The sequence below is a fragment of the Arthrobacter sp. UKPF54-2 genome (genome assembly GCF_007858535.1).
Classification (GTDB): domain Bacteria; phylum Actinomycetota; class Actinomycetes; order Actinomycetales; family Micrococcaceae; genus Arthrobacter.
Genome location: NZ_CP040174.1, coordinates 263249 through 289473, shown reverse-complemented (window position 1 = coordinate 289473; position 26225 = coordinate 263249). Strand labels below are relative to the sequence as shown.

Annotated in this window: 26 protein-coding genes; 21 read left to right on the top strand and 5 right to left on the bottom strand. The window is 68.1% G+C overall.

Annotated features, from left to right (window positions below; all coding sequences use genetic code 11):
- Window positions 1–678, top strand: coding sequence for a 2'-5' RNA ligase family protein (locus E7Y32_RS01240; protein ID WP_261382499.1), 678 nt, complete (start codon window positions 1–3; stop codon window positions 676–678).
- Window positions 623–1786, top strand: coding sequence for a YihY/virulence factor BrkB family protein (locus tag E7Y32_RS01235; RefSeq protein WP_186467017.1), 1164 nt, complete (start codon window positions 623–625; stop codon window positions 1784–1786). Before E7Y32_RS01240 ends, E7Y32_RS01235 begins: the two co-directional genes overlap by 56 nt.
- On the opposite strand, the gene E7Y32_RS01230 is transcribed toward E7Y32_RS01235, so the two are convergent.
- The 5 genes from E7Y32_RS01230 to sdhC all read right to left on the bottom strand — a co-directional run bounded on the left by E7Y32_RS01230 (window position 1743) and on the right by sdhC (window position 6135).
- Window positions 1743–2513, bottom strand: coding sequence for a S9 family peptidase (locus E7Y32_RS01230; protein ID WP_146335453.1), 771 nt, complete (start codon window positions 2511–2513; stop codon window positions 1743–1745). The two genes, E7Y32_RS01235 and E7Y32_RS01230, sit on opposite strands and share 44 nt — an antisense overlap.
- Window positions 2514–2607: 94 nt before the next feature.
- The gene (locus E7Y32_RS01225) at window positions 2608–3390 is read right to left on the bottom strand and encodes a succinate dehydrogenase iron-sulfur subunit (RefSeq protein WP_146335452.1); all 783 of its coding nucleotides are present in this window, start codon (window positions 3388–3390) and stop codon (window positions 2608–2610) included.
- Between the two features lies 1 nt (window position 3391).
- On the bottom strand, window positions 3392–5191 hold the full coding sequence (gene sdhA / locus E7Y32_RS01220) for a succinate dehydrogenase flavoprotein subunit (RefSeq protein WP_146335451.1): 1800 nt from the start codon (window positions 5189–5191) through the stop codon (window positions 3392–3394).
- 122 nt (window positions 5192–5313) lie between these two features.
- Window positions 5314–5796, bottom strand: coding sequence for a succinate dehydrogenase hydrophobic membrane anchor subunit (locus E7Y32_RS01215; RefSeq protein WP_146335450.1), 483 nt, complete (start codon window positions 5794–5796; stop codon window positions 5314–5316).
- Between the two features lie 3 nt (window positions 5797–5799).
- A complete protein-coding gene (sdhC, locus tag E7Y32_RS01210; RefSeq protein WP_056740111.1) occupies window positions 5800–6135 on the bottom strand; it encodes a succinate dehydrogenase, cytochrome b556 subunit in 336 nt (111 codons plus the stop codon).
- Between the two features lie 326 nt (window positions 6136–6461).
- On the opposite strand from sdhC, the gene E7Y32_RS01205 reads away from it, so the two are divergent.
- The 19 genes from E7Y32_RS01205 (at window position 6462) to E7Y32_RS01115 (ending at window position 26195) form a co-directional block, all read left to right on the top strand.
- Window positions 6462–7619: a mannose-1-phosphate guanylyltransferase gene (locus tag E7Y32_RS01205; RefSeq protein WP_146335449.1), complete on the top strand. Its 1158-nt coding sequence runs from the start codon at window positions 6462–6464 to the stop codon at window positions 7617–7619.
- 101 nt (window positions 7620–7720) lie between these two features.
- The gene (locus E7Y32_RS01200; RefSeq protein ID WP_146335448.1) at window positions 7721–8920 is read left to right on the top strand and encodes an amidohydrolase; all 1200 of its coding nucleotides are present in this window, start codon (window positions 7721–7723) and stop codon (window positions 8918–8920) included.
- A gap of 190 nt (window positions 8921–9110) precedes the next feature.
- The gene (locus E7Y32_RS01195; RefSeq protein ID WP_146338103.1) at window positions 9111–9503 is read left to right on the top strand and encodes a MarR family winged helix-turn-helix transcriptional regulator; all 393 of its coding nucleotides are present in this window, start codon (window positions 9111–9113) and stop codon (window positions 9501–9503) included.
- Window positions 9504–9557: 54 nt separating this feature from the next.
- The gene (locus tag E7Y32_RS01190) at window positions 9558–9989 is read left to right on the top strand and encodes an organic hydroperoxide resistance protein (protein ID WP_146335447.1); all 432 of its coding nucleotides are present in this window, start codon (window positions 9558–9560) and stop codon (window positions 9987–9989) included.
- Complete coding sequence (locus E7Y32_RS01185) at window positions 9986–11011, top strand: NADP-dependent oxidoreductase (RefSeq protein ID WP_146335446.1); 1026 nt, start codon at window positions 9986–9988, stop codon at window positions 11009–11011. The genes E7Y32_RS01190 and E7Y32_RS01185 overlap by 4 nt, the downstream gene beginning before the upstream one ends.
- A 352-nt stretch (window positions 11012–11363) precedes the next feature.
- Window positions 11364–12434, top strand: a complete 1071-nt coding sequence (locus E7Y32_RS01180) for a BMP family protein (protein WP_146338101.1) — start codon at window positions 11364–11366, stop codon at window positions 12432–12434.
- A 168-nt stretch (window positions 12435–12602) separates the two neighbouring features.
- Window positions 12603–14216, top strand: a complete 1614-nt coding sequence (locus tag E7Y32_RS01175) for an ABC transporter ATP-binding protein (RefSeq protein WP_146335445.1) — start codon at window positions 12603–12605, stop codon at window positions 14214–14216.
- Window positions 14209–15576: an ABC transporter permease gene (locus tag E7Y32_RS01170; protein ID WP_146335444.1), complete on the top strand. Its 1368-nt coding sequence runs from the start codon at window positions 14209–14211 to the stop codon at window positions 15574–15576. The genes E7Y32_RS01175 and E7Y32_RS01170 overlap by 8 nt, the downstream gene beginning before the upstream one ends.
- Complete coding sequence (locus tag E7Y32_RS01165; RefSeq protein WP_146335443.1) at window positions 15573–16910, top strand: ABC transporter permease; 1338 nt, start codon at window positions 15573–15575, stop codon at window positions 16908–16910. The genes E7Y32_RS01170 and E7Y32_RS01165 overlap by 4 nt, the downstream gene beginning before the upstream one ends.
- A gap of 77 nt (window positions 16911–16987) precedes the next feature.
- Window positions 16988–17338: a cytidine deaminase gene (locus tag E7Y32_RS01160; protein ID WP_261382589.1), complete on the top strand. Its 351-nt coding sequence runs from the start codon at window positions 16988–16990 to the stop codon at window positions 17336–17338.
- Window positions 17335–18672, top strand: coding sequence for a thymidine phosphorylase (locus E7Y32_RS01155; protein ID WP_146335441.1), 1338 nt, complete (start codon window positions 17335–17337; stop codon window positions 18670–18672). The genes E7Y32_RS01160 and E7Y32_RS01155 overlap by 4 nt, the downstream gene beginning before the upstream one ends.
- Before the next feature lie 80 nt (window positions 18673–18752).
- A complete protein-coding gene (locus E7Y32_RS01150) occupies window positions 18753–19403 on the top strand; it encodes a DedA family protein (RefSeq protein ID WP_146335440.1) in 651 nt (216 codons plus the stop codon).
- Window positions 19404–19576: 173 nt separating this feature from the next.
- Window positions 19577–20266, top strand: coding sequence for a DedA family protein (locus E7Y32_RS01145; RefSeq protein WP_146335439.1), 690 nt, complete (start codon window positions 19577–19579; stop codon window positions 20264–20266).
- Window positions 20267–20298: 32 nt separating this feature from the next.
- On the top strand, window positions 20299–21468 hold the full coding sequence (locus E7Y32_RS01140) for an adenosine deaminase (protein WP_146335438.1): 1170 nt from the start codon (window positions 20299–20301) through the stop codon (window positions 21466–21468).
- Window positions 21469–21544: 76 nt separating this feature from the next.
- Window positions 21545–22186 carry a MazG nucleotide pyrophosphohydrolase domain-containing protein gene (locus E7Y32_RS01135; RefSeq protein WP_146338099.1) on the top strand — a complete coding sequence of 214 codons (642 nt, stop codon included), beginning with the start codon at window positions 21545–21547 and terminating at the stop codon, window positions 22184–22186.
- A gap of 128 nt (window positions 22187–22314) precedes the next feature.
- Window positions 22315–23595, top strand: a complete 1281-nt coding sequence (eno, locus tag E7Y32_RS01130) for a phosphopyruvate hydratase (RefSeq protein ID WP_146335437.1) — start codon at window positions 22315–22317, stop codon at window positions 23593–23595.
- 121 nt (window positions 23596–23716) lie between these two features.
- On the top strand, window positions 23717–24418 hold the full coding sequence (locus tag E7Y32_RS01125) for a septum formation initiator family protein (protein ID WP_146335436.1): 702 nt from the start codon (window positions 23717–23719) through the stop codon (window positions 24416–24418).
- Window positions 24419–24555: 137 nt separating this feature from the next.
- On the top strand, window positions 24556–25245 hold the full coding sequence (locus tag E7Y32_RS01120) for a DUF501 domain-containing protein (RefSeq protein ID WP_146338097.1): 690 nt from the start codon (window positions 24556–24558) through the stop codon (window positions 25243–25245).
- Window positions 25242–26195 (top strand): Ppx/GppA phosphatase family protein, encoded by a 954-nt coding sequence (locus E7Y32_RS01115; protein ID WP_146335435.1) that lies wholly within the window; start codon window positions 25242–25244, stop codon window positions 26193–26195. Before E7Y32_RS01120 ends, E7Y32_RS01115 begins: the two co-directional genes overlap by 4 nt.
- Window positions 26196–26225: the final 30 nt, after the last annotated feature.

Here is a 26225-nt window from a genome sequence, read left to right as displayed (position 1 = left end):
ATGTCCTCCGTCAGCAAAGTCACCGCCAGCGACACCGGACGCGCCGCCCACCACAGCGCGCGCAAAGGTTCGGCCGCCGCCCCGCACAAGGGCACTGCGTCCGGCAACGGGCAGACCCCGGACGAGGGCATCAGCATCGGCGTCATCCTGGGCTTCCCGCCGGACATCGCCGAGGAACTGCAGCGCTGGCGGGCCTCCTTCGGGGATCCGATGGCCGCGACGGTGCCGGCGCACATCACCCTGGTGACAACCACCATGACGCAGGACTGGGAGGCCACCCGGAGCCACGTCCGTGAGGTGGCGCGCCGGCAGGAGCCGTTTACCGTGACGATCGCGGGCACCGGCTCCTTCCGGCCCGTCTCGCCTGTGGTCTTCCTGAACGTCGAGGCCGGCTTCGGCGAGTGCGTCAACCTGCACCGCCAGCTGCAGGCCGGGCCGTTGGAACGCGAACTGCCGTTCGCCTACCACCCGCACGTGACGGTGGCCCACGACGTGGCACCGGAAAGCCTCGACGAGGCCGAAACGGTGCTCAAGGATTACAGGGCCAGCTTCCCGGTGGCTAGCATGGGACTCTACGAGCACGACGACAACGGCATCTGGCAGCTACGGGAAGAGCTTGACTTTGGCACCGAATCTGACGACCACCGAGGCGCGGCCGGCCCAGCAGGGGCCCGCTGACCCTCCCCTTCCCACCGAACTGGCCCGGCTGCGGCTGGAAGTGAGCCGGAAACGGGTCGACTGGAGCAAAGCCAGCCGCGCCTCCGGCGGCGGCCTCGCCGCGCCGCTGGCGATGGTCCAGTGGCTGCTCGCCCGGCTCAACGCCTTCCGGCCGATGCGGGCGTTCCAGCATTACAACCTGCAGCATGGCCCGCTGATGAGCGCCGGTATCGGGTTCAACATGTTCTTCTCCATCACCGGCCTGCTGGCCACCGGCTTCTCGGTGGCCGGGCTGCTGCTCCGCGGCCAGCCCGCCTTGCTGGACCGGGTGGTGGGCAGCGTCGCGACCAGCGCCCCCGGCCTGCTCAAGATTGACGGCCGGGAAGGGCTGGTGGACCCGCAGGAGCTGCTGAACCGCAACGGCCTGGGCTGGACCGCCGTGATCGCCGCCGTCGTGACCGTGGTGACGTCGCTGGGCTGGATCGCGGGCCTGCGCGACGGCCTGCGCGGGGTGCTGGGGCTCGGTCCGCTGAAGATGAACCCGGTCCTGCTGAAACTGCACGACGTCGGCACCCTGCTGCTGCTCGGCGTCGCCCTGGTGATCAGCGCCGGCGCCTCGCTGGTGTTCGGCACCGCCGCCAGCTGGGTGGCCGAACAGCTCCGGCTGGACCCGCTGGTGGCCGGCCCGCTGACCACGTCGATCAAGATCGCCGTGCCGCTGGTGCTGGGCTGGGTGACCGCGCTGATTATGTTCCGCCTCGCCGCCGGGTTGAAACTGCAGCGCCGGTCCCTGCTGGAAGGAACCATCCTCGCCACCGTGGGCACGAGCATCCTGCAGATCTTTAGCGCCGAGCTGCTCGCCAGCGCCGGCCGGAACCCGATCCTCGCGCCGTTCGCGATTATCATCGGCTTGCTCATCTGGTTCAACCTGGTCAGCCAGGTCTACCTCGTCTCGGCCGCGTGGTCCGCGGTCCGCGAGGAGGACCTGAAATCGGCGCCGTCGGCCAAGACAGCCGGCTGGGGCGCCCGCCAAGTGCAGCCGGGGAAAACCCCGGCCGAGCCGCGGGTCCGCCGCCGGCCGGCCGCTAGTTTCCGGCGTCGAGGTACTGATCGGCCCACGCCGAGATAATCTTCGCGGCGCGGGCCGCCTGCCCCTTTCCCGTGAGCAGGTGGTCGGAGCCCTCCAGCGAGACAAAGCTGCGCGGGTGCCGCGCGGTCTGGAAGATGCTGCTGGCGTTCTCGATGCCCACCGTGTTGTCGGTGGGGGAGTGCAACACCATCAGCGGCTTGTGCAGCTGCCGGATGCAGTCGGTCAGGTCCGCGTTTTCCAAGTCCTCGACGAAGTGTCGCCGGATTTCCACCCGCTTGCCGCCGAGGTCCACTTCGGCGCTGCCCTCGCTCAGGATCCGGTCCAGGGCCGCGTCAAAGACGTGGGCTACGTGCTTGGGCGAGAACGGGGCGCCGACGGTGGCGACGGCGTCGAGCTCCGGAATCTGGCGCGCGGCGGACAGGACGGCGGCGCCGCCGAAGGAGTGCCCCACCAGCAGCGAGATGGGCCGGCCGGAGTCCCGCATGAACTCGGCGGCCTTCACGGTGTCCGCCACCTTGTGGCTGAAGGAACCCTCGGACCAGTGCCCGGCGGACTCGCCCAGGCCCAGGTTGTCGAAGCGGAGCATGCCCACCCCGTTGTCCGCCAGCGCCTTGCACATCCGCGAGGCCGAGGGGCTGTCCTTGCCCAGGGTGAAGCCGTGCGAGAACACGCCCCAGCCTTTCACCGGCCCCTCGGGGAGGTCGACGACGCCGGAGAGCAGCTCGCCGGTGGAACCTTCGAAGGAAACTTTCTCGGAGCGCGACACGGGGGCCTTTCGGTCTGGGGGCTTACGACGACGGCGCCCCCACCGGAAAGGTGGGAGGCGCCGTCGTCGTGTGGAACTGCTGGTAAAACGGGTGCTAGATCTTGCGGGACAGGATGGCCTGCTTGACCTCGGCGATGGCCTGCGTGACCTGGATGCCGCGGGGGCAGGCCTCGGTGCAGTTGAAGGTGGTGCGGCAGCGCCACACGCCTTCCTTGTCGTTGAGGATCTCCAGGCGCATGTCGCCGGCGTCATCACGGGAATCGAAGATGAAGCGGTGCGCGTTGACGATCGCGGCCGGGCCGAAGTACTGGCCGTCGGTCCAGAACACCGGGCAGGACGAGGTGCACGCGGCGCAGAGGATGCACTTGGTGGTGTCGTCGAAACGCTCGCGGTCCTCGGCGGACTGCAGGCGTTCCTTGGTGGGCTCGTGGCCGCGGTTGATCAGGAAGGGCATGACCTCGCGGAAGGACTGGAAGAACGGCTCCATGTCCACGATCAGGTCCTTCTCCACCGGCAGGCCCTTGATCGGCTCGACCGTGATCGGCTTGGAGGTGTCCAAGTCCTTGAGCAGGGTCTTGCAGGCGAGGCGGTTGCGGCCGTTGATGCGCATGGCATCGGAGCCGCAGACGCCGTGGGCGCAGGAGCGGCGGAAGGAGACGCTTCCGTCGATTTCCCACTTGACCTTGTGCAGGGCGTCCAAGACGCGGTCGGTGCCGTACATCGTCACGTGGAAGTCGTCCCAGGTGGACTCGTCGGAGACTTCGGGGTTGTAGCGGCGCACGCGCAGGTGGACGTCGAAGGAGGGGATGTCCCCGCCGCCGCCGACGCCGGCAGGCAGTTCGATCTTGGAGGCTGGCTCAGCGAGTTCAGCGGTCATCTTAGTACTTCCTCACCATCGGCTCGTAGCGCGTAAAGACCACCGGTTTGGTGGCAAGCCGGATGCCGGCAATCGACTCGGCGGAACCGTCCGCCGGGGCGTGGTCATCCTTGTACGCCATGGAGTGCTTCATGAATTTTTCGTCGTCGCGCTCGGGGAAGTCCTCGCGGAAGTGTCCGCCGCGGGATTCCTCGCGGTGCAGGGCAGCCACGGTCATGACCTTGGCGAGTTCCAGCAGGAAGCCGAGTTCCACGGCCTCGAGCAGGTCCAGGTTGAAGCGCTTGCCCTTGTCCTGGACGCTGATGCGCTGGTACCGCTCCTCGAAGGACGCGATGTCCTTGAGGACCTGGTTCAGCGTCTCGGCGGTGCGGAACACCTGCATGTTGGCGTCCATGGTGTCCTGCAGCTCCTTGCGGATCTGGGCCACCTTCTCGGTGCCGTCCGAGGTGCGGACGTGGTTCAGCAGGTTCAGCGTGTACGCCTCGGGATCGGGGGGCAGGTCCACGAAGTCCGCGGTCTTGGCGTATTCCGCGGCGGCGATGCCGGCGCGCTTGCCGAAGACGTTGATGTCCAGCAGCGAGTTGGTGCCCAGGCGGTTGGACCCGTGCACGGAGACGCAGGCGACCTCACCGGCGGCGTAGAGGCCGGGGACAACGGTGTCGTTGTCCTGCAGGACCTCGGCGCTGATGTTGGTGGGGATGCCGCCCATGGCGTAGTGCGCCGTCGGGAAAACCGGAACCGGCTCCGTGTACGGCTCCACACCCAGGTAGGTGCGGGCGAACTCGGTGATGTCCGGCAGCTTGGCATCGATGTGGGCCGGCTCGAGGTGGGTCAGGTCCAGCAGGACGTAGTCCTTGTTCGGGCCGCAGCCGCGGCCCTCGCGGACCTCGTTGGCCATCGAGCGGGCCACGATGTCACGCGGGGCGAGGTCCTTGATGGTGGGGGCGTAGCGCTCCATAAAGCGCTCACCCTCGGAGTTGCGCAGGATCGCGCCTTCGCCGCGGGCGGCCTCGGAGAGCAGGATGCCCAGGCCGGCCAGGCCGGTCGGGTGGAACTGGAAGAACTCCATGTCCTCCAGCGGGATGCCGCGGCGGAACGCGATGCCCATGCCGTCGCCCGTCAGGGTGTGGGCGTTGGAGGTGGTCTTGAAGACCTTGCCGGCGCCGCCGGAGGCGAACACCACGGACTTGGCCTGGAAAACGTGCAGTTCGCCGGAGGCGAGGTCGTAGGACACGACGCCGGCCACGCGCTTCTGCTTGTACGGGGTGCCGTCTTCACGGACCGCGTCTTCCTCGACGGTCAGCAGGTCCAGCACGTAGTACTCGTTGTAGAACTCGACGTTGTGCTTGACGCAGTTTTGGTACAGGGTCTGCAGGATCATGTGGCCGGTGCGGTCCGCGGCGTAGCAGGCGCGGCGCACCGGAGCCTTGCCGTGGTCGCGGGTGTGGCCGCCGAAGCGGCGCTGGTCAATCCGGCCCTCAGGCGTGCGGTTGAACGGCAGGCCCATCTTTTCCAGGTCCAGGACGGCGTCGATCGCTTCCTTCGCCATGACCTCGGCGGCGTCCTGGTCCACCAGGTAGTCGCCGCCTTTGATGGTGTCGAAGGTGTGCCACTCCCAGTTGTCCTCCTCGACGTTGGCCAGGGCGGCACACATGCCGCCCTGCGCCGCGCCGGTGTGGGAGCGCGTGGGATAAAGCTTGGTCAGTACCGCTGTTCGCGCGCGCTGACCGGATTCGATCGCGGCGCGCATGCCAGCGCCACCGGCACCGACAATGACGACGTCGTACTTATGGACCTGCATACCGGATGCTCTTTCTCTCAAAATTCGCTGTAATACACCGCCGGCGGAGCCTGCGCAGTGAAGTCTGCTGATCCTTCCCTCCCTGCGGGCAGGCGAGGATCAGTGCCCGAAAACAGGGGCCGCTACGGGGCGGGGCAGAACCCGCCGGGCAGCTGCACGCCGTCGACCACGGGGCACGGGTTGAAGGTGAAGATCACCAGGGTGCCGAGGATGATGATGGCCGCGGCAGCCGCGTAGAGCACGATCTTCAGCCAGAGGCGCGTCGCGTCCTTCTCGGCATAGTCGTTGATGATCGTGCGCACGCCGTTGGTGCCGTGCAGCATGGCCAGCCACAGCATGGCCAGGTCCCAGACCTGCCAGAACGGATCGGCCCACTTGCCGGCGACGAAGCCGAAGTCGATCGCGTGGATGCCTTCGCCCACCAGCAGGTTGACGGTCAGGTGGCCGAAGATGAGGACCACCAGCACGACGCCGGAGAGCCGCATGAACAGCCAGGCCAGCATCTCGAAGTTGCCCTTGGAGGAACCGTTGCGGCGGTACTGCGGAGCAATCCTGCCGCTGCCCACCTGCGGAGTGCGGGGGCTCTTGATCTCGGTTGCGCTCATGGCTTAGTGACCTCCCAAGGCGAGGGACAGGTGGCGGATGGAGAAGCCGACCATGACGACGACCCAGAGGGCCAGGACCGTCCACAGCATCTGGCGCTGGTACTTTGCGCCCTTCTTCCAGAAGTCGACGGCGATGATCCGCAGGCCGTTGAAGGCGTGGAACACAATCGCTGCGACGAGGCCCGTTTCACCCAGGGCCATGAGGGGGTTCTTGTAGGCACCGATCACGGCGGTGTAGGCCTCGGGGGACACACGCACCAATGAGGTGTCCAGCACATGGACCAACAAGAAGAAAAAGATCACTACACCGGTAACGCGATGTCCAACCCAGGACCACATGCCTTCACGGCCGCGGTACAAGGTGCCAGCTGGTTTTGTCGGCACTGAATAAACCTCCCTGCAACACAGCGGCGCTGGCATGGGATCCACGCGGGGGGAACGCCTGCTGCGAGAGCACTCGTAAGCTCAAGCCTAAATCTAGGCTTCGCTCTCAGCTTATTCAATTCAGCCGATCGATGGTGACGGCGCCCTGCGCGGATTTTGACCGGTTTTGAGACGAACGCCACATCCGCCGGCACCGGGCGCGGATTCGCGGGCAGCCCTGTCCGCGCGTTTAGCCCGCGTGCCCCGGGGCGTCCGGGCGGCGTTCGGCTAAAGTAGCCCTGATGACTACAGACAAAATGACCAGCACCGACTCCCTCCAGGGTGTTGCGGCGGACTCCCCGCTCGACCGCTTTATCGCGGTGATTCCCGCCGGCGGAGTAGGGACCCGGCTCTGGCCGCTGTCCCGGGCCGCTGCCCCGAAGTTCCTGCACGACCTCACGGGGTCCGGCAGCACCCTGCTGCGCGCCACCTACGACCGGCTGGAACCCCTCGCCGGGAGCCGTGTCCTGGTCGTCACCGGAACCGCGCACCGCGAGGCCGTCTGCCGCCAGCTGCCCGAGGTGGCCGAGGCGGACCTGGTCCTGGAGAGCGAGCCCAAGGATTCCGGCGCGGCCATCGGGCTCGCCGCCGCCATCCTGTACGAGCGCGACCCGGACACCATCATGGGCTCCTTCGCCGCCGACCAGGTCATCAGCCCCGACGAGCTGTTCCAGGACGCCGTCCGAGAGGCCATCCACACCGCGGCCGCCGGCAAGATCGTCACGATCGGCATCAAGCCCACCCACCCCTCCACCGGGTTCGGGTACATCCGCGCCGGCGACAAACTGAGCGTGCCCGGGGCCCCGAGCGCCCACACGGTCGTCGAGTTCGTCGAGAAGCCCAGCGAGGAAGTCGCCCAGCAGTACCTGGACAGCGGCGAGTACGTCTGGAACGCCGGGATGTTCGTGGCGCCGGTCTCGCTGATGCTCAAGCACCTGGAAGCCAACCAGCCGGAGCTGTTCGCGGGCCTGCAGGAAATCGCCAAGGCCTGGGACACCCCGCTGCGCGACGAGGTCACCTCCCGCGTTTGGCCCACCCTGCCCAAGATCGCCATTGACTACGCCGTAGCCGAGCCGGCCGCCGCCGCCGGGGACGTCGCCGTCGTGCCGGGCACCTTCCGCTGGGACGACGTCGGGGACTTCGCCTCCGTGGGTCGGCTCAACAGCGCCAAGGAAGTCGACGACGTCACCGTAATCGGCGAGGGCGCCCGCGTCTTCACCGAAAACGCCAGCGGCGTGGTGGTCACCGACACTAAGCGCGTGATCGCCCTGATCGGCATCAAGGACGTCGTAATTGTCGATACCCCGGATGCGCTGCTGGTGACCACAAAGGCGCATTCCCAGCGGGTCAAGGCCGCGGTGGACGCGCTCAAGGCCAGCGGCGATACGGACGTGCTCTAGTCCGTTTCCCCGGGCCCCGCGCCGCTTCCGCTGCGCCGGCCGGTGCCGTAACGCGCCGTCGGGGATGCCGCTATTTTTTAGACTCTCGCTACAGTGATTGTGTGCGCAACTACACTACTGAAGCTGAGCCAACCACCATGGTGGGGCCGTGGCTGGAGCCACTGCTGCCGGAGCTGATCGGCTTCCGCCGCGACCTGCATGCGCACCCGGAGCTGTCCTTCAAGGAGTTCCGGACCACGGACAAGCTCGCCAGGCGGCTCGAGGCCGCCGGCCTGACGCCCCGCCGGCTTGAGGGCACCGGGCTGACGGTCGACGTCGGCGAGGGGCCGATCGCGACCGCGCTGCGCGGCGACATCGATGCGCTGCCCATCATCGAAGAGACCGGGCTGGAGTTCGCGTCCAAGAACCACGGCGTGACGCACGCGTGCGGGCACGACGTCCACACCACCACGATGCTGGGCATCGCACTGGTCCTGCAGCAGATGCACCAGACCTCGCCGTTGGGCGGCACGGTGCGGATCATCTTCCAGCCGGCCGAGGAGACCATGCCCGGCGGCGCGCACGCCTGCATCGAACAGGGTGTGCTGGAAGGCGTGCCGCGGATCCTGGCCCTGCACTGCGACCCGCGGATCGAGGTGGGCAAGATCGGTACCCGGATCGGCGCCATCACCTCGGCGTCGGACACCATCAAGATCGAACTTACCGGCCGCGGCGGGCACACCTCGCGCCCGCACCTGACCGAGGAGCTGGTCTTCGCCCTGGCCCAGATCGCCATCAACGTCCCGGCCGTGCTGTCCCGCCGCGTCGACGTCCGCAGCGGCGTGTCCGTGGTGTGGGGCCACATCTCCGCCGGCTCCGCCCCGAACGCCATCCCGGCGAGCGGCTATATGGCCGGCACCATGCGCTGCCTGGACCGCGACGCCTGGCACAGCGCGGGGGAGATCCTCGACGAGGTGGTGCAACAGATCGCCGCGCCCTACGGCGTCGACGTCCACCTGGAACACACCCGCGGAGTGCCGCCGGTGGTGAACTCGGAACACGAAACCGCGCTGATCGAGGCCGCGGCCCGCGCCGAGATCGGCGAAGGCTCGGTGGTGCTGACCCCGCAGTCGATGGGCGGGGAGGACTTTGCCTGGTTCCTGGCCGACCTGCCCGGGGCGATGATGCGGCTGGGCACCAAGACCCCCGGCGGCGAAGAGTACGACCTGCACCGCGGTGACTACATCCTGGACGAACGCGCCCTGGGCCTGGGCATCCAGGTTCTCACCGCCGCCGCACTCCGCACCCTCCGCGACCTCTAACCCCCGCCCGAGGCCCCGCGATTTCGGGCTCAAATGTACGTTCGCGCTCCCAGCCCTGCGCGATTAGATTGTGCACAACTAAGTTGTAGGCTACAGTTTGATCGTGACCGCAACTGTTCCCGCCGGGGCCTCCGAGCCTGACGCCCCCCGCCTCGACGCCCCCCGCCTCAACCGGCAGGTGTGCTTCGCCATGTACGCGGCGTCGCGGGCCGCCACCGCCGTCTACCGGCCGATGCTCGATGAGCTGGGCCTGACCTACCCGCAGTATCTCGTGATGATGGTGCTGTGGGAGGAGGCGCCGCGCAGCGTCCGGGAACTCGGCGAGGAGCTGGGTCTCGATTCCGGCACCCTCTCGCCCCTGCTGAAGCGGCTCGAATCGCTCGGCCTCGTGGAACGGCGGCGGTCCGCGGCGGACGAGCGGCGCGTCGAGGTCTTCCTGACAGCGGCCGGAGCCTCACTCAGTGCCCGCGCCGCCGGAATCCCGCAGCGGCTCGCCGACGCCGCCGGGCTCTCCGGCCCCGAGCTCGACCAGCTCCGCGAAACCCTGGGCCGGCTCACCGCCGCCCTGCAGTCCGGCCGCTGACCTGCGCCGCTCGGTGCCCCCAGTTTCCTGAATTTCCAACAGATCGGACCCCTGATGAAGACCCTTTATACGGCCGAGGCACTGGCCTCCGGCGAAGGACGCGACGGCAACGCGCAGACCAGCGACGGCAAACTCAACGTGGCCCTGGCCAGTCCGGTGGAACTGGGCGGCAACGGCGAAGGCACCAACCCGGAGCAGCTCTTCGCGGCCGGGTACGCGGCCTGCTTCCACTCCGCCCTGCGCCTGGTGGGCCGCCAGCAGAAGGCGGACCTGACGGATTCCGCCGTCGCCGCCCGGATTCACCTGGGCGCGCTGGACGACGGCGCGGGCTACGGCATCGCCGCGGAACTCGAGATCGCACTGCCGGCCGTGGACCGCGAAACCGCCGAGGCGCTCGTCGCCAAGGCCCACGAGGTCTGCCCCTACTCCAACGCCACCCGAGGCAATATCACCGTAGACATCAAGATCCTGGAGGTTGCCGCATGAGCACCGAGAACACCACCCTCCCCGCCACCACCCGGGAAATCCAGCTCGCTTCCCGTCCGCACGGCCGCCCCGCGCCGGAGAACTTCCGCCTCGCGGAGTCGCCCCTGCCGGAACTGCAGGACGGCCAGGTCCTGGTCCGCAACCTCTATATTTCCGTGGACCCCTACATGCGCGGCCGGATGAACGACGTCAAGTCCTATTCCGCGCCGTTCGCCCTCGACGCCGCCATGGAAGGGGGTGCCGTCGGCGAGGTCATCGCCTCCCGCTCCGCCGACCGCAAAGTCGGCGACACCGTCGTGCACAGCCTCGGCTGGCGCGAATACGCCGTCCTGGACGCCAGCGCCACGGCACTGGCCCGCACCGACCTGGCCCCGGCGTCGGCCTTCCTCGGTGCGCTGGGGATGACCGGCCTGACCGCCTACGCGGGGCTGCTCAAGGTGGCCGAGTTCAAGCCCGGCGACGCCGTGTTCGTCTCCGGCGCCGCCGGCGCTGTCGGCTCCCTGGTGGGCCAGATCGCCAAAGCCATGGGGGCCTCCCGGGTGATCGGCAGTGCCGGCACCCCGGAAAAGGTCGCCCGGTTGCTGGAACTGGGATTCGACGCCGCCTTCAACTACCACGACGGTCCGGTCCTGGACCTCCTGAAGGAGGCCGCGGGGGAGAAGGGCATCGACGTCTACTTCGACAACGTCGGCGGCGAGCACCTCGAAGCCGCGCTGTCCGTGCTCAACGTCGGGGGCCGCGTCGCCATGTGCGGTGCGATCGCGCAGTACAACGCCACCGAGCCGACGCCGGCCCCGCGGAACCTCATGCTGGCCATCGGCAAACAGTTGACCCTCAAGGGCTTCCTGGTGGGTAGCTACTGGCAGTACATGGGGGAGTTCGTCGAGAAAATCTCCGGCTGGCTGGCCGACGGCACCATCCGCTACGACGAGACCATCGTCGACTCTCTGGAGAACGCGCCGCAGGCGTTTATGGACCTGCTGGACGGCGCCAACACAGGCAAGATGCTCGTCCGGCTCTGAACAACCCGGGCGGTCGCCAGCCCGTCAGCGCCGCGCGAAGGTCCACGTGAGGCCCCGATTTCCAACGATTTCGGGGCCTCACGTGTCCGGTCGCGCCGTTGGGTACCGCTTGGTAACAAGTTCTCAACAATCTGGGAAACGGCTGTGAAGTGTGTTACTCGACGTGTTCCAGGACACTAAAGTAGCTTCCATCAGTGCGCCTCGGCGCAGTGCTGCGAATCCGTCAGTGACAACAGTGTTTCGGGGGACAACCGGAAGCAGACACTCATTGAACTCCCGTCGTAGCGCCTATCTCTTTCTTCCTGGAGGAACTTTGAAGAACTCACTGCGCGCAACCCTTAAGCGCGGTTCAATGGCCGGCGTCGCCACCGCGGGCGCGGCTGCCCTGCTGCTGACCGGTTGCGGGGCTGCCCCGGACGCCGGCAGCAGCGCCACCAAGTCGGCCAGCAACTACACGGGCTGCATCGTGTCCGACTCCGGTGGATTCGACGACCAGTCGTTCAACCAGTCCTCCTACGAAGGCCTGAAGAAGACCGAGAAGGACCTCGGCATCAAGGTCAACCAGGTCGAGTCCAAGACCAACAACGACTTCGAACCGAACCTGCGCGCCATGGTCACCGCCGGCTGCAACCTGACCATCACGGTCGGCTTCCTGCTCGGCGACGCCACCAAGACCCAGGCCACGGCCAACCCGGACAAGCACTTCGCGATCATCGACTTCGGCTACGAAACCCCGATCGCCAACGTCAAGCCGATCATCTACGACACGGCCCAGGCTGCCTTCCTGGCCGGCTACCTCGCCGCCGGCACCACCAAGTCCGGCACCGTCGCCACCTTCGGCGGCATCAAGATCCCGACCGTCACCATCTTCATGGACGGCTACGCCGACGGCGTGAAGTACTACAACGAGAAGAACGGCAAGAACGTCAAGGTTCTTGGCTGGGACAAGGCCAAGCAGGACGGCTCCTTCACCGGCGACTTCGAGAAGCAGGACAAGGGCAAGCAGTTCACCCAGAACTTCCTGGACCAGGGTGCGGACATCGTGATGCCCGTCGCCGGACCGGTTGGCAAGGGCGCAGGCGCGGCCCTGAAGGAAGCCAAGGCGGCAGGCAAGGACGTCAAGCTCATCTGGGTTGACTCCGACGGCTACCTCACCGCTCCGGACTATAAGGACATCATGCTCTCCTCCGTCATGAAGCAGATGGGCGAGGCCGTGGAGACCGTTGTGAAGGAAGACAAGGACGGCAAGTTCACCAACGCGCCGTACGTTGGCACCCTCGCGAACGACGGCGTCCAGCTGGCCCCGTTCCACGACATGGACTCCCAGGTCCCGGCCCAGCTCAAGACCGACCTGGACCAGATCAAGAAGGACATCGCCTCCGGCAAGCTGAAGGTTGAATCCGCAGCAAGCCCGAAGTCCTAATTCCCTCGCTAAGCGCCACGGCCCGCACGGTCTTAGACCGCACGGGCTGTGGCGCTTTTCGTTGCGCCGGCCCCGCTTCGCCGGCCGCCGCAGGCACTAGGCTGGTTCTGCAGCCCCATCACCCCCTCCGGGACGTGACCCGGACATACTTCGAGATTGGTCAGAGTTTTGAAACTTGAACTCAAGGGGATCACCAAACGCTTCGGCTCCCTGGTAGCCAACGACCACATTGATGTGGTGGTTGAACCCGGGCAGATCCACTGTCTGCTTGGCGAGAACGGCGCTGGCAAGTCCACGCTGATGAACGTCCTCTACGGGCTCTACGAGCCCACCGAAGGCGAAATCCTCATCGACGACAAACCCGTCAGCTTCCGGGGACCGGGCGACGCCATGGCCGCCGGCATCGGCATGGTGCACCAGCACTTTATGCTGGTGCCCGTCTTCACCGTCGCGGAAAACGTGGCGCTGGGGGCCGAGGCCACCAAGGCCGGCGGATTCCTCAATCTCGATGACACCCGCCGGAAGATCCAGGAGATCTCCGACCGGTACGGCTTCGACGTCGACCCCGACGCCCTGATCGAGGACCTGCCGGTCGGCGTCCAACAGCGGGTGGAAATCATCAAGGCCCTGGTCCGCGATGCCAAGGTGCTGATCCTGGACGAGCCCACCGCCGTGCTGACCCCGCAGGACACCGATGAGCTGCTGGACATCATGCGCCAGCTCAAGAGCCACGGCACCTCGATTGTCTTCATCTCGCACAAGCTGCGCGAGGTCAAGGCCGTCTCGGACACCATCACGGTGATCCGGCGCGGCAAGGTCGTGGGCACGGCGAGCCCGGCGGCGTCTACGACCGAGCTCGCCTCCATGATGGTGGGCCGCGCGGTCAACCTGACCCTGGACAAGGCCCCGGCCAAGCCGCAGGAGACCACGTTCTCGGTCAAGGACCTCACCGTGATCGCGCCCAGCGGCCAGCACGTCGTGGACGGCATCAGCTTCGACATCGCCCGCGGCGAGATCCTCGCCGTCGCCGGCGTCCAGGGCAACGGCCAGACCGAGCTCACCGAAGCCATCCTGGGCCTGCAGGACCGGGTGCACGGCTCCGTCCTCCTCGACGGCGAAGAGCTGCTGGGCCGCAGCGTCAAGGACGTGCTCAAGGCCGGCGTCGGCTTTGTGCCGGAAGACCGCTCGGTGGACGGACTGATCGGAACGTTCTCGATCGCCGAGAACCTGATCCTGGACCGCTACGACCAGGAACCGTTCGCCAAGGGCATCAGCATGAGCCCGGCCAAGGTGCTGGAAAACGCGAAGACCCGGATCGACGAGTTCGACGTGCGCACGCCCTCCGGATCGCTCGCCGCGGGCACCCTGTCCGGCGGCAACCAGCAGAAGGTGGTCATGGCGCGCGAGCTCTCGCGTCCGCTGCGCCTCTTCATCGCCTCCCAGCCCACCCGCGGGGTCGACGTCGGGTCGATCGAGTTCCTGCACAAGCGGATCGTGGCCGAACGCGACCACGGCACCCCCGTGATGATCGTGTCCACCGAACTCGACGAAGTGATCGAACTGGCGGACCGGATCGCCGTGCTCTACAAGGGCAAGCTGGTGGGCATTGTGCCGGCCGGCACCGGACGCGACGTCCTTGGCCTGATGATGGCCGGGCTGTCGCCCGACGAGGCCCACGCCGACACCACCAAGACCCCGGCAACCGCAGCCGCTGCCCCGGCGCCCGCCGCCCAGCCCGCGCAGGAGCCAGCCTCCGGCGCCGTAGGAGAGCACCATGACTGAAACCAACAAACCCCGCCACGCGGCTGAGCCGGACCCCGCCGACACGGCCGAAACCCCGGCCGCCGACGCCACCACCGCCACCTCGCTGGACACCGCCGGCGGAGCGATGCGTCCCTCTGCCGTCCCGGTCTCCGCCCAGAGCGGGACCGTGCCCGGCGGCCCCGACTCGCTCATGCGCAAGATCTTCACAGGCAGCGGCATGGTCTCCGTGCTGGCCGTGCTCCTCGCGCTCATCCTCGGTGGCCTGCTGATCGCCAGCACGGACAAGGACGTCAGCGCCTCCGCTGGTTACCTCTTCGCCCGGCCGAGCGACTTCTTCTCCGCCGTCTGGTCCGCCGCCACCCGCTCCTACGTGGCGTTGTTCCAGGGCTCGGTGTTCAACCCACGCGGCACGGGGGTGGCCGGGCAGTTCGCCCCGCTGATGGAAACGCTCACCATCGCCACCCCGCTGATCACCGCCGGCCTCGGCGTCGCCCTGGCCTTCCGCGCCGGCCTGTTCAACATCGGTGCGCAGGGCCAGATCATCATGTCCGGCATCCTCGCCTCCTGGGTCGGGTTCGCCCTGCACCTGCCGATGGGGCTGCACCTGCTGCTGGTCCTCGTGGCCGGCATCGTCGGCGGCGCCCTCTGGGCCGGCCTGGTCGGGTTCCTCAAGGCCCGCACCGGCGCCCACGAGGTGATCCTGACGATCATGTTCAACTACATCGCGCTGTACTTCCTGCGCTACCTGCTCAACACCCCGGCCTTCCAGCGGCCCGGCGAGACCAACCCGATTTCGCCGATCCTGGATCCCAGCGCCGTCTACCCGCAGATCCTGGGCACCCAGTACCGCCTGCACTTGGGCTTCCTCCTGGCGATCGCCGCCACGGTGTTCGTCTGGTGGGTGCTGAACCGTTCCACCATCGGCTTCGAATTCCGGGCCGTCGGCGCCAACCCGAAGGCCGCCCTCACCGCCGGCATCAACGTCCCGCGCGCCACCATCCTGGTGATGGCCATCGCGGGCGCCCTCGCCGGCATGTCCGGCGTCGCCCAGGTGGCCGGCACCGAGAAGGTCCTCACCGACGGCGTTGCGGCCACCTACGGCTTTGACGCCATCACGGTCGCCCTGCTGGGACGCTCGACGCCGTGGGGCACCTTCGCCGCCGGCCTGCTGTTCGGCGCCTTCCGCGCCGGCGCCGTCCAGATGCAGATCCAGACCGGAACCCCGATCGACATCGTGCTGGTGGTCCAGTCGCTGATCGTGCTCTTCATCGCCGCCCCGCCGCTGGTGCGCGCGGTGTTCGGCCTGAACCCGCGCAAGAAAAAGGCCGCCAAGGCCGCCAAGTCCAAGCAGGCCGCAACCACCGGAGCAGCAGCATGAGCACAACAGCAACCTCGCCCCAGCCGGGAAAGCAGCCTGCCGCCCGGCCCGACGAAACGCCGTCGGCCCGGAACCACAAGCGGGCCGTGACCGCCAAGCCCGTGACCTGGAAAATCCCGGTCACCCTGGCCGTCCTCGCGGTTGTCGCGTTTATCTTCTTCGGGCTGATGGGCCCGCACCAGACCGCGAAGTTCGGCATCTCCACCGGCAGCGACTTCTTCCAACTGCCGGCACTGGAGGTTCCCGCGTTCCTCGGCGGCATCGTCCTGTCCGTGCTGATGCTGGCCCTGGCCGGCTACGCCGTGTTCCTCAAGACCAAGAACCTCAAGGCCCCGGGCTGGGTCCCGGTCGCGTTCATTGTGCTGTTCGTCGCGGCGTTCCTGATCTGGGTTGTTGGCGGTGCCCGCACCAACAGCATCTCCCTGGCCGGGCTGATCGCCGGGTCGGTGACCTTGGCCGTGCCGCTGGTGTTCGGTTCGCTCTCCGGCGTGCTCTGCGAACGCGTCGGCGTCGTCAACATCGCCATCGAAGGCCAGCTTCTGGGCGGTGCGTTCACGGCCGCGATCATCGCCACGCTGACGCACAACCCCTTCCTGGGCCTGCTCGCGGCCGCCGTCGCGGGGGCGCTCGTGTCCATGGTCCTGGCCCTGTTCAGCATCAAGTACGTGGTCAACCAGATCATCGTCGGCGTGGTCCTCAACGTCCTGGTCTCCGGTGTTACGGGCTTCCTGTTCAGCACCGTGATGCAGGCGGACAAGGCGAAGTTCAACTCGCCGGCGCACCTGGACCCGATCACCATTCCCATCCTGGGCGACATCCCGCTGATCGGGCCGATTCTCTTCAAGCAGTCCCTGATCGGCTACCTGATGTACATTGCCGTGATTGTGGTCTGGGTCGGGCTGTTCAAGACCAAGTGGGGCCTCCGGGTCCGGGCCGTCGGCGAGCACCCGCAGGCAGCCGACACCATGGGCATTAAGGTCAACGCCACCCGCTTCTGGAACGTCACCCTCGGCGGCGCGATCGCCGGCATCGGCGGCTCCTTCTTCACGCTCGTCGCGATCGACAGCTTCACCAAGGAGATCTCCGGCGGACGCGGCTTCATCGCACTGGCCGCCCTGATCTTCGGCCGCTGGAACCCGATCGGCGCCTTCTTCGCCGCCCTGCTGTTCGGTTTCGCGGACAACCTGCAGAGCATCGTGACGATCATCGGCACCCCGGTCCCGAGCCAGTTCATGGCCATGCTCCCGTACCTCGTGACGGTGCTCGCCGTCGCCGGCCTCGTCGGACGCTCCCGGCCGCCGGCGGCCAGCGGCATTCCGTACGTCAAGGGCTGACGGTGGCGACGAACCTGGCAGCAGGCACGGCGCCGGCCGTCGACTGGGCAGCCCTCGAGGCAGCCGCCGTCGCGGCGATGCACAACGCCTACGCGCCGTATTCGAAGTTCGCGGTGGGGGCAGCCGCCCTCACCGCGGACGGCCGGATCGTCAGCGGCTGCAACGTCGAAAACGCCAGCTACGGACTCACGCTGTGTGCCGAGTGCGCGCTTGTCGGCAACCTGCACATGACCGGCGGCGGCCTGCTTCGCGCTTTCTACTGCGTCGACGCGCACGGCAACGTGCTCATGCCGTGCGGCCGGTGCCGGCAACTGCTCTACGAATTCCGGGCCCCGGACATGCAGCTCATGACCACACAGGGCATCAAGACGATGGACCAGGTGCTCCCCGACGCATTTGGCCCCCAACACCTGGAGGAAACCCGGTGACCCAGAACACCAGCACCACTGCTTCCGATAACGCTAACGCGTTTGACGCCGTCGACATCATCCGCATCAAGCGGGACAAGGGCGTCCTCAGCCCCGCCCAGATCGATTGGACGATCGACGCCTACACCCGCGGCGCCATCGCCGACGAACAGATGGCCGCCCTGAACATGGCCATCCTGCTCAACGGCATGGACCGCGCCGAGATTTCACGCTGGACCGCGGCGATGATCAACTCCGGCGAGCGAATGGACTTCTCCAGCCTGCGCCGCCCCGACGGCGGTGTGAAAGCTACGTCCGACAAGCACTCCACCGGCGGCGTGGGGGACAAGATCACTCTGCCGCTGGCGCCGCTCGTGGCGGTCTTCGGCGTCGCGGTGCCGCAGCTCTCCGGCCGCGGCCTGGGCCACACCGGCGGCACCCTGGATAAGCTCGAGGCCATCCCGGGCTGGCGCGCGGACCTCAGCAACGAGGAGATGATGGCCCAGCTGCAGGACGTGGGCGCGGTCATCTGCGCCGCCGGCGCCGGACTGGCCCCGGCGGACAAGAAGCTCTACGCCCTGCGCGACGTGACCGGCACGGTCGAGGCCATCCCGCTGATCGCCTCCTCGATCATGAGCAAGAAAATCGCCGAAGGCACCGGATCGCTGGTCCTGGACGTCAAGGTGGGCAGCGGCGCGTTTATGAAGGACGAGGCGCGGGCCCGCGAACTGGCCGAGACCATGGTGGCGCTGGGCAAGGACGCCGGCGTCAACACGGTGGCGCTGCTGACCAACATGAACACCCCGCTGGGCCTCACCGCAGGCAACGCGATCGAGGTGGAGGAATCCGTGGAGGTCCTCGCCGGCGGCGGCCCGGAGGACGTCGTCGAACTCACCGTCCGCCTGGCCGAGGAAATGCTGGCCTGCGCCGGCGTGCGCGACGCCGATCCCCGCGCCGCGCTCAAGGACGGCCGCGCCATGGACGTCTGGAACCGGATGATCGAGGCCCAGGGCGGGGACCCGCGCGCCGCGCTGCCGGTCGCCAGGGAATCCGAGACCATCTACGCGCAGGCGGACGGTGTGCTGGTTGAACTCGACGCGATGGCCGTCGGCGTCGCCGCCTGGCGCCTCGGCGCCGGACGGGCGCGCAAGGAGGACCAGGTCCAGGCCGGGGCCGGGGTGCGGATGCACGCCAAACCGGGCGCCACGGTCCGCGCCGGTGAACCGCTGATGACCCTGCTGACGGACACCCCGGAGAAGTTCGACCGGGCGAAGGAAGCGCTCGAGCACGCCGCGGTGATCGCGCCGGAAGGCTCCCGCCCGGCGCAGCAGCTCATTATCGACCGTATCGCCTAGGGCAACGGGCTGCGGCCGGGCAGTACACTGGCACCACAGAATTCCGGGAGAAACCGGGTACCGCCGTGCGTTAGGAAACTGTGCAGGCAATCAACGACTTCATCCTGGCAGCAGCGGGCCAACCGTGGGTGCTGTTCCTGGTGTTCGCCTGCTGTCTGATCGACGGTTTTTTCCCGCCGGTTCCCAGTGAGTCGGTGGTGGTCGGCCTCGCCGCCGTCGCAGCGACCGCCGATGTGCCCAACCCGCTCGTGCTGGTCGTCGCGGCGGCCGCCGGCGCGTTCTGCGGGGACAACATCGCCTACCTGATCGGACGGGCCACCGGAACCTCGCGCTGGAAGTGGATGCGCGGGCACCGGGCGCAGCGGGCCTTCACTTGGGCGGGCCGCGAGCTCCGGAAGCGTCCTGCCTCGCTGATCATGGTGGCGCGGTTTGTCCCCATCGGCCGGGTGGCCGTCAACCTGACCGCCGGCGCCACGCATTACGCGCACTCCCATTTCGTCGGGCTGACGGTGCTCTCCGCGGCACTGTGGTCCAGCTATTCAGTGGCCGTCGGGCTGTTCTTCGGCCAATGGTTCGAGGACAACCACCTGCTGGGCGCCACGATTGCGATCATCTGCGCCATAGTGCTGGGCATCGGAATCGACGTCGCCCTCAGCCGGCTGCGCGGCAGCCTGCAGGAGGAACCGGTCCTGGACGAGACGGACCAGCCCGCCCCGCCGGCGGACGGCTAGGCCACCGGTGGCGCCATGGCGGGAAACATCGGCACCGGCGCGTAGCGCAAGGTGCCCCGGCCGTGGGACACTGGGGTGCGATTCCCGTCACGTCGGTGCCGTAAGCCCGCCAGTACCACCCAGTCCGTTCCGGGTACGTCCCGACCCTTTCAGTTTCTAGGAGCACAGCCCGCGTGGAGTTCATTAATGAGGCCGTGCTCCATGCCGCCGGCCAGTGGTGGATTTACCCCCTCCTGCTGCTCTTCTTCTTCATCGACGGCTTCGCCATGGTGGTTCCCAGCGAGACGCTGATCGTCGCCCTCGCCGCCTACTCCCGGCAGAGCGGCCAGCCCAACCTCTGGTTCCTCGGGCTGACGGCGCTGATCGGCGCCATTGCCGGGGACAACATGGCCTACCTGCTGGGCCGCAAGATCGGCCTTGAACGGTTCCGCTGGATGCGCAAGCCCAAGGTGCAGCGGGCCTTCGGCTGGGCGCGCTACGAGCTGGAAAAGCGCGGCGCCGTGCTGATCTTCACCGCCCGCTACATCCCGTGGGGCCGCGTCGCCGTCAACTACGTCGCCGGCACCACGGGATTCCCGCACCGCAGGTTCTTTGTGCTGGATGCCTTTGCCTGCTTCACCTGGGTGATCTACTCGATCGGGATCGGCATCCTGGCCAGCTCCTTCCCCTGGCTGCACCACAACCCGCTCCTGAGCGCCGCGATCGCCGTCGTCTTCGCTATTGTCCTCGGCATCGCCGTCGACCACGTGCTGCGCTGGTGGCACAAACGGCTCGGCCGGCACGACGAGCCGGCGGACGATGACGCCGCGTCCCCGGACACCGCGCACGACGACGCCGCGGCGACCGACGCCTCCCGCAAGTAGCGCCCGGCGCTGTCCGACCCTATGGTGGGAACGTGACTGAGACTATGCCTGACGCTGCCCCTGACCTCGAATTCGACCTGAAGGGCCTCCCCAAGGTTTCCCTTCATGACCACCTGGACGGCGGACTGCGTCCGGCCACCATCATTGAACTCGCCGAAAAAGTCGGCCACACGCTGCCCTCCACCGACCCGGTCGCGCTGGGGGAGTGGTTCCGCGAATCCGCCGACTCCGGCTCGCTGGTGCGCTACCTGGAAACCTTCGACCACACCATCGCCGTGATGCAGACCAAGGACGGCCTGTTCCGCGTTGCCAAGGAATTCGTCGAGGACCTCGCGGACGACGGCGTCGTCTACGGCGAATTGCGCTGGGCGCCGGAGCAGCACCTGCAGCAGGGCCTGTCCCTGGACGAGGTCGTGGAGGCCGTCCAGGCGGGCCTGGACGCCGGCGTCGACGCCGTCGCCGAGACCGGCCGGGAAATCCAGGTTGGCCAGCTGATCACCGCCATGCGCCACGCGGACCGCGGCCAGGAGATCGCCGAACTCGCCGTGCGCCACCGCTACAAGGGCGCCGTCGGCTTCGACATCGCCGGCGCCGAGGACGGCTTCCTGCCCTCCCGCTTCAAGGACGCCTTCACCTACCTCGCCCAGCACAACTTCCCGGCCACCATCCACGCCGGCGAGGCAGCGGGCCTGGAGAGCATCCAGTCCGCCCTGGTCGACGGCCGGGCACTGCGCCTGGGCCACGGCGTGCGGATCGCCGAGGACATCACGGTCGAGTTCGAGGGCGCCGACCCCGCGGACGCCGCCACCGACCCGGAGAGCGACGAAGTCGATGACAACATCGGTCTCGTGACCCTCGGCGAACTCGCCAGCTGGGTCCGGGACCGCGGCATCGCACTGGAAATCTGCCCGTCCTCCAACCTGCAGACCGGCGCGATCGCCGGCTTCGGCGAGGGCATCGAAAGCCACCCGGTGGACATGCTCTACCAGCTCGGCTTCAACGTCACGATCAACACGGACAATCGGCTGATGAGCGGCGTGAGCCTCACGGACGAGTTCGAACTGCTCGTGGAGACCTTCGACTACGACCTGGACGACCTGCTTGAGCTGACGCTGAACGCCGCCGAAGCCGCGTTCCTGCCGCTGGAGGAGAAGGAAGCCCTGGTCGAGTACATCAACGAGGCCTACGCCGACCTTGGCTAAGGACCCCGAAATCACGGACGCGCAGCTCGGCGGGCTGCTGCAAACCATCGCCGAGCTGCGTGTCCACTGCCCCTGGATGGGCGCACTGAGCCACGAATCCCTCGTGGAATACCTCCTCGAGGAGGCCCACGAGGTGGCCGAAACCATCGAAGCCGGCGGCGGCGACGCCGAACTGCAGGCCGAACTCGGCGACGTCCTGCTCCAAGTGGTGCTCCACGCCCGGCTCGCCGAGGAGCGCGGCGCCTTCGCCTTCGACGACGTCGCCCGCGGCCTGCGCGAGAAGATGATCCGGCGCAATCCGCACGTCTTCCGCCCGGACGGGTCCCTGCAGGACACCTTCCCGGCCACAGTCGAGGAGATCGTGCTGAAATGGGACGCCGTGAAGCGGGCCGAGAAGCCCGGCCGGGACCACGCCTTCGACGGCGTCCCCGCCGCGCTGCCGGCCCTGGCCCGGGCGCAGAAGCTGCTGGACCGTGCAGAACGTGCCGGACTGCCCGGTGCCCCCGGGTCCTTGCCGGCGCCCGGCGCCATACCCGCACCCGCCACCCCCGCCCCCGCCACCGAACAGGAGCTCGGCGAGCTGCTGTTCGGTATCGTCGCTGCGGCCCGCCGCGACGGCCTGGACGCCGAACGGGCGCTGCGCGCGGCCAACCGCCGTTTCCAGGACACACCCCCGGGCGGCACGGGCGCTCCGGGTCAGCGTCCGGAGGCTGGATAGCTTTCCGTAACTTTTCCCACTCTCGACTAGGCTAGAGGCGACGAGGACGTCGGTTTTCGGCTTGATCCACCGCTAGATTCCCAGCAGTCAGATTCCCAGCAGATCGCTTCACCCAAAGGAGCATATTCATGGCGCTTATCGATGCCATCCACGCCCGCGAGATCCTCGATTCCCGCGGCAACCCCACCGTAGAAGTTGAAGTCCTGCTCTCCGACGGCCAGATCGGCCGCGCAGCAGTCCCCTCCGGCGCCTCCACGGGCGAACACGAGGCCGTAGAGCTCCGCGACGGAGACAAGGGCCGTTACCTCGGCAAGGGCGTCCAGAAGGCCGTCGACGCCGTCATCGACCAGATCGCCCCCGCTCTGATCGGCTTCGACGCGACCGATCAGCGCAGCATCGACCAGTCGATGATCGACCTGGACGGCACCGCCAACAAGAGCAAGCTCGGCGCCAACGCGATCCTCGGCGTCTCCCTCGCCGTCGCCAACGCGGCTGCCGCCTCCGCCGACCTGCCGCTGTACAAGTACCTGGGCGGCCCGAACGCGCACGTCCTGCCGGTGCCGCTGATGAACATCCTCAACGGCGGATCGCACGCCGACTCCGACGTCGACATCCAGGAATTCATGGTGGTCCCGCTCGGCGCCGAGACCTTCTCCGAGGGCCTGCGCTGGGGCGTCGAGGTCTACCACGCGCTCAAGGCCGTGCTGCAGTCCAAGGGCCTGGCCACCGGCCTGGGCGACGAGGGCGGCTTCGCCCCGAACCTGCCCTCCAACCGCGCGGCCCTGGACCTGATCCAGGAAGCCATCAGGAACGCCGGCTACACCCCGGGCAAGGACATCGCCCTGGCCCTGGACGTCGCCTCCTCCGAGTTCTTCAAGGACGGCGCCTACCAGTTCGAAGGCAAGACCCTCAGCTCCGCCGAGATGAGCGCCTACTACGCCGAACTGGTGGCCGACTACCCGCTGGTCTCGATCGAAGACCCGCTGGACGAGAATGACTGGGAGGGCTGGAAGACCCTCACGGACACGATCGGCGACAAGGTCCAGATCGTGGGCGATGACCTGTTCGTGACGAACCCGGAGCGCCTGCAGACCGGCATCGACGCCAAGACCGCCAACTCCCTGCTGGTCAAGGTCAACCAGATCGGTTCGCTGACCGAGACCCTGGACGCCGTCTCCCTGGCCCAGCGCAACGGTTACACCACCATCACCTCGCACCGCTCCGGCGAAACCGAGGACACCACCATCGCCGACATCTCGGTGGCCACCAACGCCGGCCAGATCAAGACCGGCGCCCCGGCCCGGTCCGAGCGCGTTGCCAAGTACAACCAGCTGCTGCGCATCGAAGAGGAACTCGACGACGCCGCACGCTACGCCGGCCGCAGCGCGTTCCCGCGTTTCAAAGGCTAGTACCCGCTAAATCCCGGAACCGGTGGCTATGGTGGAATGACCATGGCCGCCGGTTCTGTTTTGGCCGGTCCTTTCCTGGCCGGTTTTTGGCCCTGTCTTGTGGCCTGTTTGGAGGAGTGACATGGCAACCCGCCGTCCCAAGGTTCCCCGGGCCGCCGCTGCGGCCCCGGCGTCCCAGCCCGCCGGCCGGGCGGAAACCGACGGCGCCGACGTCATCCGGGCCGATTTCGGCGGGACACGGCCGGGCACCGCACCCGGCGCCGGTCCCCACCCCACATCCCAACCCAAATCCCAGCCCAACAGTGCCTCCGACGGCGGCAACCGCACCCCCGCCGGGGCGGCGCCCGGCGCCGCCAGGACGGCCGCGGCCCGTGCGGCCGCAGCGAAGGCAGGCCGGTCCGCGGACTCCGCCGCAGCGGAGGACTCCGATCCGGTCCCGGCCAAGGCCTTCTCCGGCCGCATGCTGGCCCTGGGCCTTGTGATGATCGCGATCACCATCCTGCTGGCGCCGTCGGTCAAGATCTTCCTCGAAAAGCGCGCCGAAATCGCGGAGCTGGAAGCCGACATTTCGGCCAAGCAGGCGAAGCAGACGGACCTCAAGCGCCAGGTCTCCCGCTGGCAGGACCCGAACTATGTGAAGCAGCAGGCCCGCGACCGCATTAACATGGTTATGCCCGGCGAAACCGGCTACTGGGTTTTCGGCAGCGATCTTCCTGCCGGAACGTCCGGTGCCGGCACCGCGCCGGGCACAGCCACAGACCCCGCCAACCTGCCGTGGGTGGATTCCCTCTGGGAGTCCATCAGGCGTTCGGCAACAGACTAGGAGCGGCGCCCGCCGCCGATTACCGCAGGCCGGTGATCCCAACAGGGCAGGAAGGTGCCGCGCCAGTGGACGAGAACCGAGTGGACACCCCCCGGGCAGGGGACCCCGCCGACGCGGCCCCGGCCGCGGCAGCCGAGATCGTCGAGGGGTCCCGCCGGCCGTCGGCCCGCGACCTGGACGTCCTCAGCCGCCAGCTCGGCCGGCCGGTGCGCGACGTCGTCGAAATCCCCGCCCGCTGCGTGTGCGGCAACCCGCTCGTGGCAGCCACCTCGCCGCGGCTCAGCAACGGCACGCCGTTCCCCACCACGTTCTACCTCACCCACCCGGTCATCACCTCCGCCGTGTCACGGCTGGAAGCGGCCGGGCTGATGAACGAAATGAACGACCGGCTCGGCGCCGACCCCGCCCTGGCGGCGGGCTACCGTGCCGCGCACGAGGCCTACCTGCAGTCCCGGGCGGAGATCGGGGCCCGGTCCGGCATCGGCTCCGTGCCCGAGATCGACGGGGTCTCCGCCGGTGGCATGCCCACCCGCGTCAAGTGCCTGCACGTCCTGGTGGGGCACTCGCTCGCGGCCGGACCCGGCGTCAACCCCCTCGGCGACGAGGCCATCGCCGGCATCAGCCAATGGTGGACGCGGGAGCGCTGCTACTGCGACGGCGCCTGGGACACCGGGGGAGAGGCCCCCTCGCAGGACCTGAGCCGGCACGGACCGCAGGGGCGTCCGGACATCGTTGGCCGTCCCGCCCCGGTCCGCAAGGCCCGCACGGAGACCACCGCCGTTAACGCGGACGCAGACGCGGACGCGGACGCCGGGGCAGGCCAGTGACCCGCGTGGCCGCGATCGACTGCGGCACCAACTCCATCCGCCTGCTGATCGCCGACGCGGCGGACGCCGGCGGCACCACCCCCCGGCTCACCGACGTCGTGCGGGAAATGCGCGTGGTCCGGCTCGGCCAGGGCGTCGACGCCACCGGGGTATTCGCCCAGGAGGCGCTGGAGCGGACCCTCGAGGCGGCCCGCGACTATGCCGGTCTGATCCGCCGCCACGGCGCCACAAAGGTCCGCTTCGTGGCCACCTCCGCCACCCGGGACGCCCGCAACCGGCAGGTCTTCATCGACGGCGTCCGCGAGCTGCTCGGCGTCGAACCCGAAGTGATCACCGGCGATGAGGAGGCCGCACTGTCGTTCGCCGGTGCCAGCAGCGTCCTGCCCTCGCGGGGCAAGGACCCGGTCCTCGTGGTGGACCTCGGCGGCGGCAGCACCGAATTCGTACTTGGCGACGCCGACGGCGTCATCGCCGCCAAATCGGTCGACGTCGGCTGCGTCCGGATGACCGAACGCCACCTGGTGGGCGACCCGCCCACCGCCGCCCAGATCGCCGCTGCGGAAGCCGACGTCGACGCCGCCATCAGCCACGCGGCGCTGACGGTGCCGCTGGAGCGAGCCACCGCCGTGATCGGCGTGGCGGGATCCGTCACCACCATCACCGCCCACGCACTGAAGCTGGCCGAGTACTCCCCGGCGGCCATTCACGGCACGGAACTGGACCTGGCCACGGCCCGCGAGGCCTGCACCTCGCTGCTGGAAATGGCCCGGGAGGACCGCGCGGCCCTGCCGTACATGCATCCCGGACGCGTGGACGTCATCGGCGCCGGCGGCCTCGTCTGGCGCCGGGTGCTGGAACGGATGGCGGACGCCACCCACGGCCGGATCACGTCCGCCGTCAGCAGTGAACACGATATTCTTGACGGGATTGCCCTGAGCATCCTGCCCTGAGCATGAGCCAGCTTTTGCGCCCGGACAGAC

Excerpts from the sequence above, each read along its gene's own strand:
- eno (WP_146335437.1), top strand. The coding sequence starts at position 22,315 with ATGGCGCTTATCGATGCCATCCACGCCCGCGAGATCCTCGATTCCCGC.
- E7Y32_RS01215 (WP_146335450.1), bottom strand. The coding sequence starts at position 5,796 with ATGAGCGCAACCGAGATCAAGAGCCCCCGCACTCCGCAGGTGGGCAGC.
- E7Y32_RS01225 (WP_146335452.1), bottom strand. The coding sequence starts at position 3,390 with ATGACCGCTGAACTCGCTGAGCCAGCCTCCAAGATCGAACTGCCTGCC.
- E7Y32_RS01160 (WP_261382589.1), top strand. The coding sequence starts at position 16,988 with ATGCACAACGCCTACGCGCCGTATTCGAAGTTCGCGGTGGGGGCAGCC.
- E7Y32_RS01135 (WP_146338099.1), top strand. The coding sequence starts at position 21,545 with ATGGGCGCACTGAGCCACGAATCCCTCGTGGAATACCTCCTCGAGGAG.
- sdhA (WP_146335451.1), bottom strand. The coding sequence starts at position 5,191 with ATGCAGGTCCATAAGTACGACGTCGTCATTGTCGGTGCCGGTGGCGCT.
- E7Y32_RS01185 (WP_146335446.1), top strand. The coding sequence starts at position 9,986 with ATGAGCACCGAGAACACCACCCTCCCCGCCACCACCCGGGAAATCCAG.
- E7Y32_RS01170 (WP_146335444.1), top strand. The coding sequence starts at position 14,209 with ATGACTGAAACCAACAAACCCCGCCACGCGGCTGAGCCGGACCCCGCC.
- E7Y32_RS01190 (WP_146335447.1), top strand. The coding sequence starts at position 9,558 with ATGAAGACCCTTTATACGGCCGAGGCACTGGCCTCCGGCGAAGGACGC.
- sdhC (WP_056740111.1), bottom strand. The coding sequence starts at position 6,135 with ATGTGGTCCTGGGTTGGACATCGCGTTACCGGTGTAGTGATCTTTTTC.
- E7Y32_RS01205 (WP_146335449.1), top strand. The coding sequence starts at position 6,462 with ATGACTACAGACAAAATGACCAGCACCGACTCCCTCCAGGGTGTTGCG.
- E7Y32_RS01180 (WP_146338101.1), top strand. The coding sequence starts at position 11,364 with ATGGCCGGCGTCGCCACCGCGGGCGCGGCTGCCCTGCTGCTGACCGGT.
- E7Y32_RS01195 (WP_146338103.1), top strand. The coding sequence starts at position 9,111 with ATGTACGCGGCGTCGCGGGCCGCCACCGCCGTCTACCGGCCGATGCTC.
- E7Y32_RS01165 (WP_146335443.1), top strand. The coding sequence starts at position 15,573 with ATGAGCACAACAGCAACCTCGCCCCAGCCGGGAAAGCAGCCTGCCGCC.
- E7Y32_RS01125 (WP_146335436.1), top strand. The coding sequence starts at position 23,717 with ATGGCAACCCGCCGTCCCAAGGTTCCCCGGGCCGCCGCTGCGGCCCCG.
- E7Y32_RS01240 (WP_261382499.1), top strand. The coding sequence starts at position 1 with ATGTCCTCCGTCAGCAAAGTCACCGCCAGCGACACCGGACGCGCCGCC.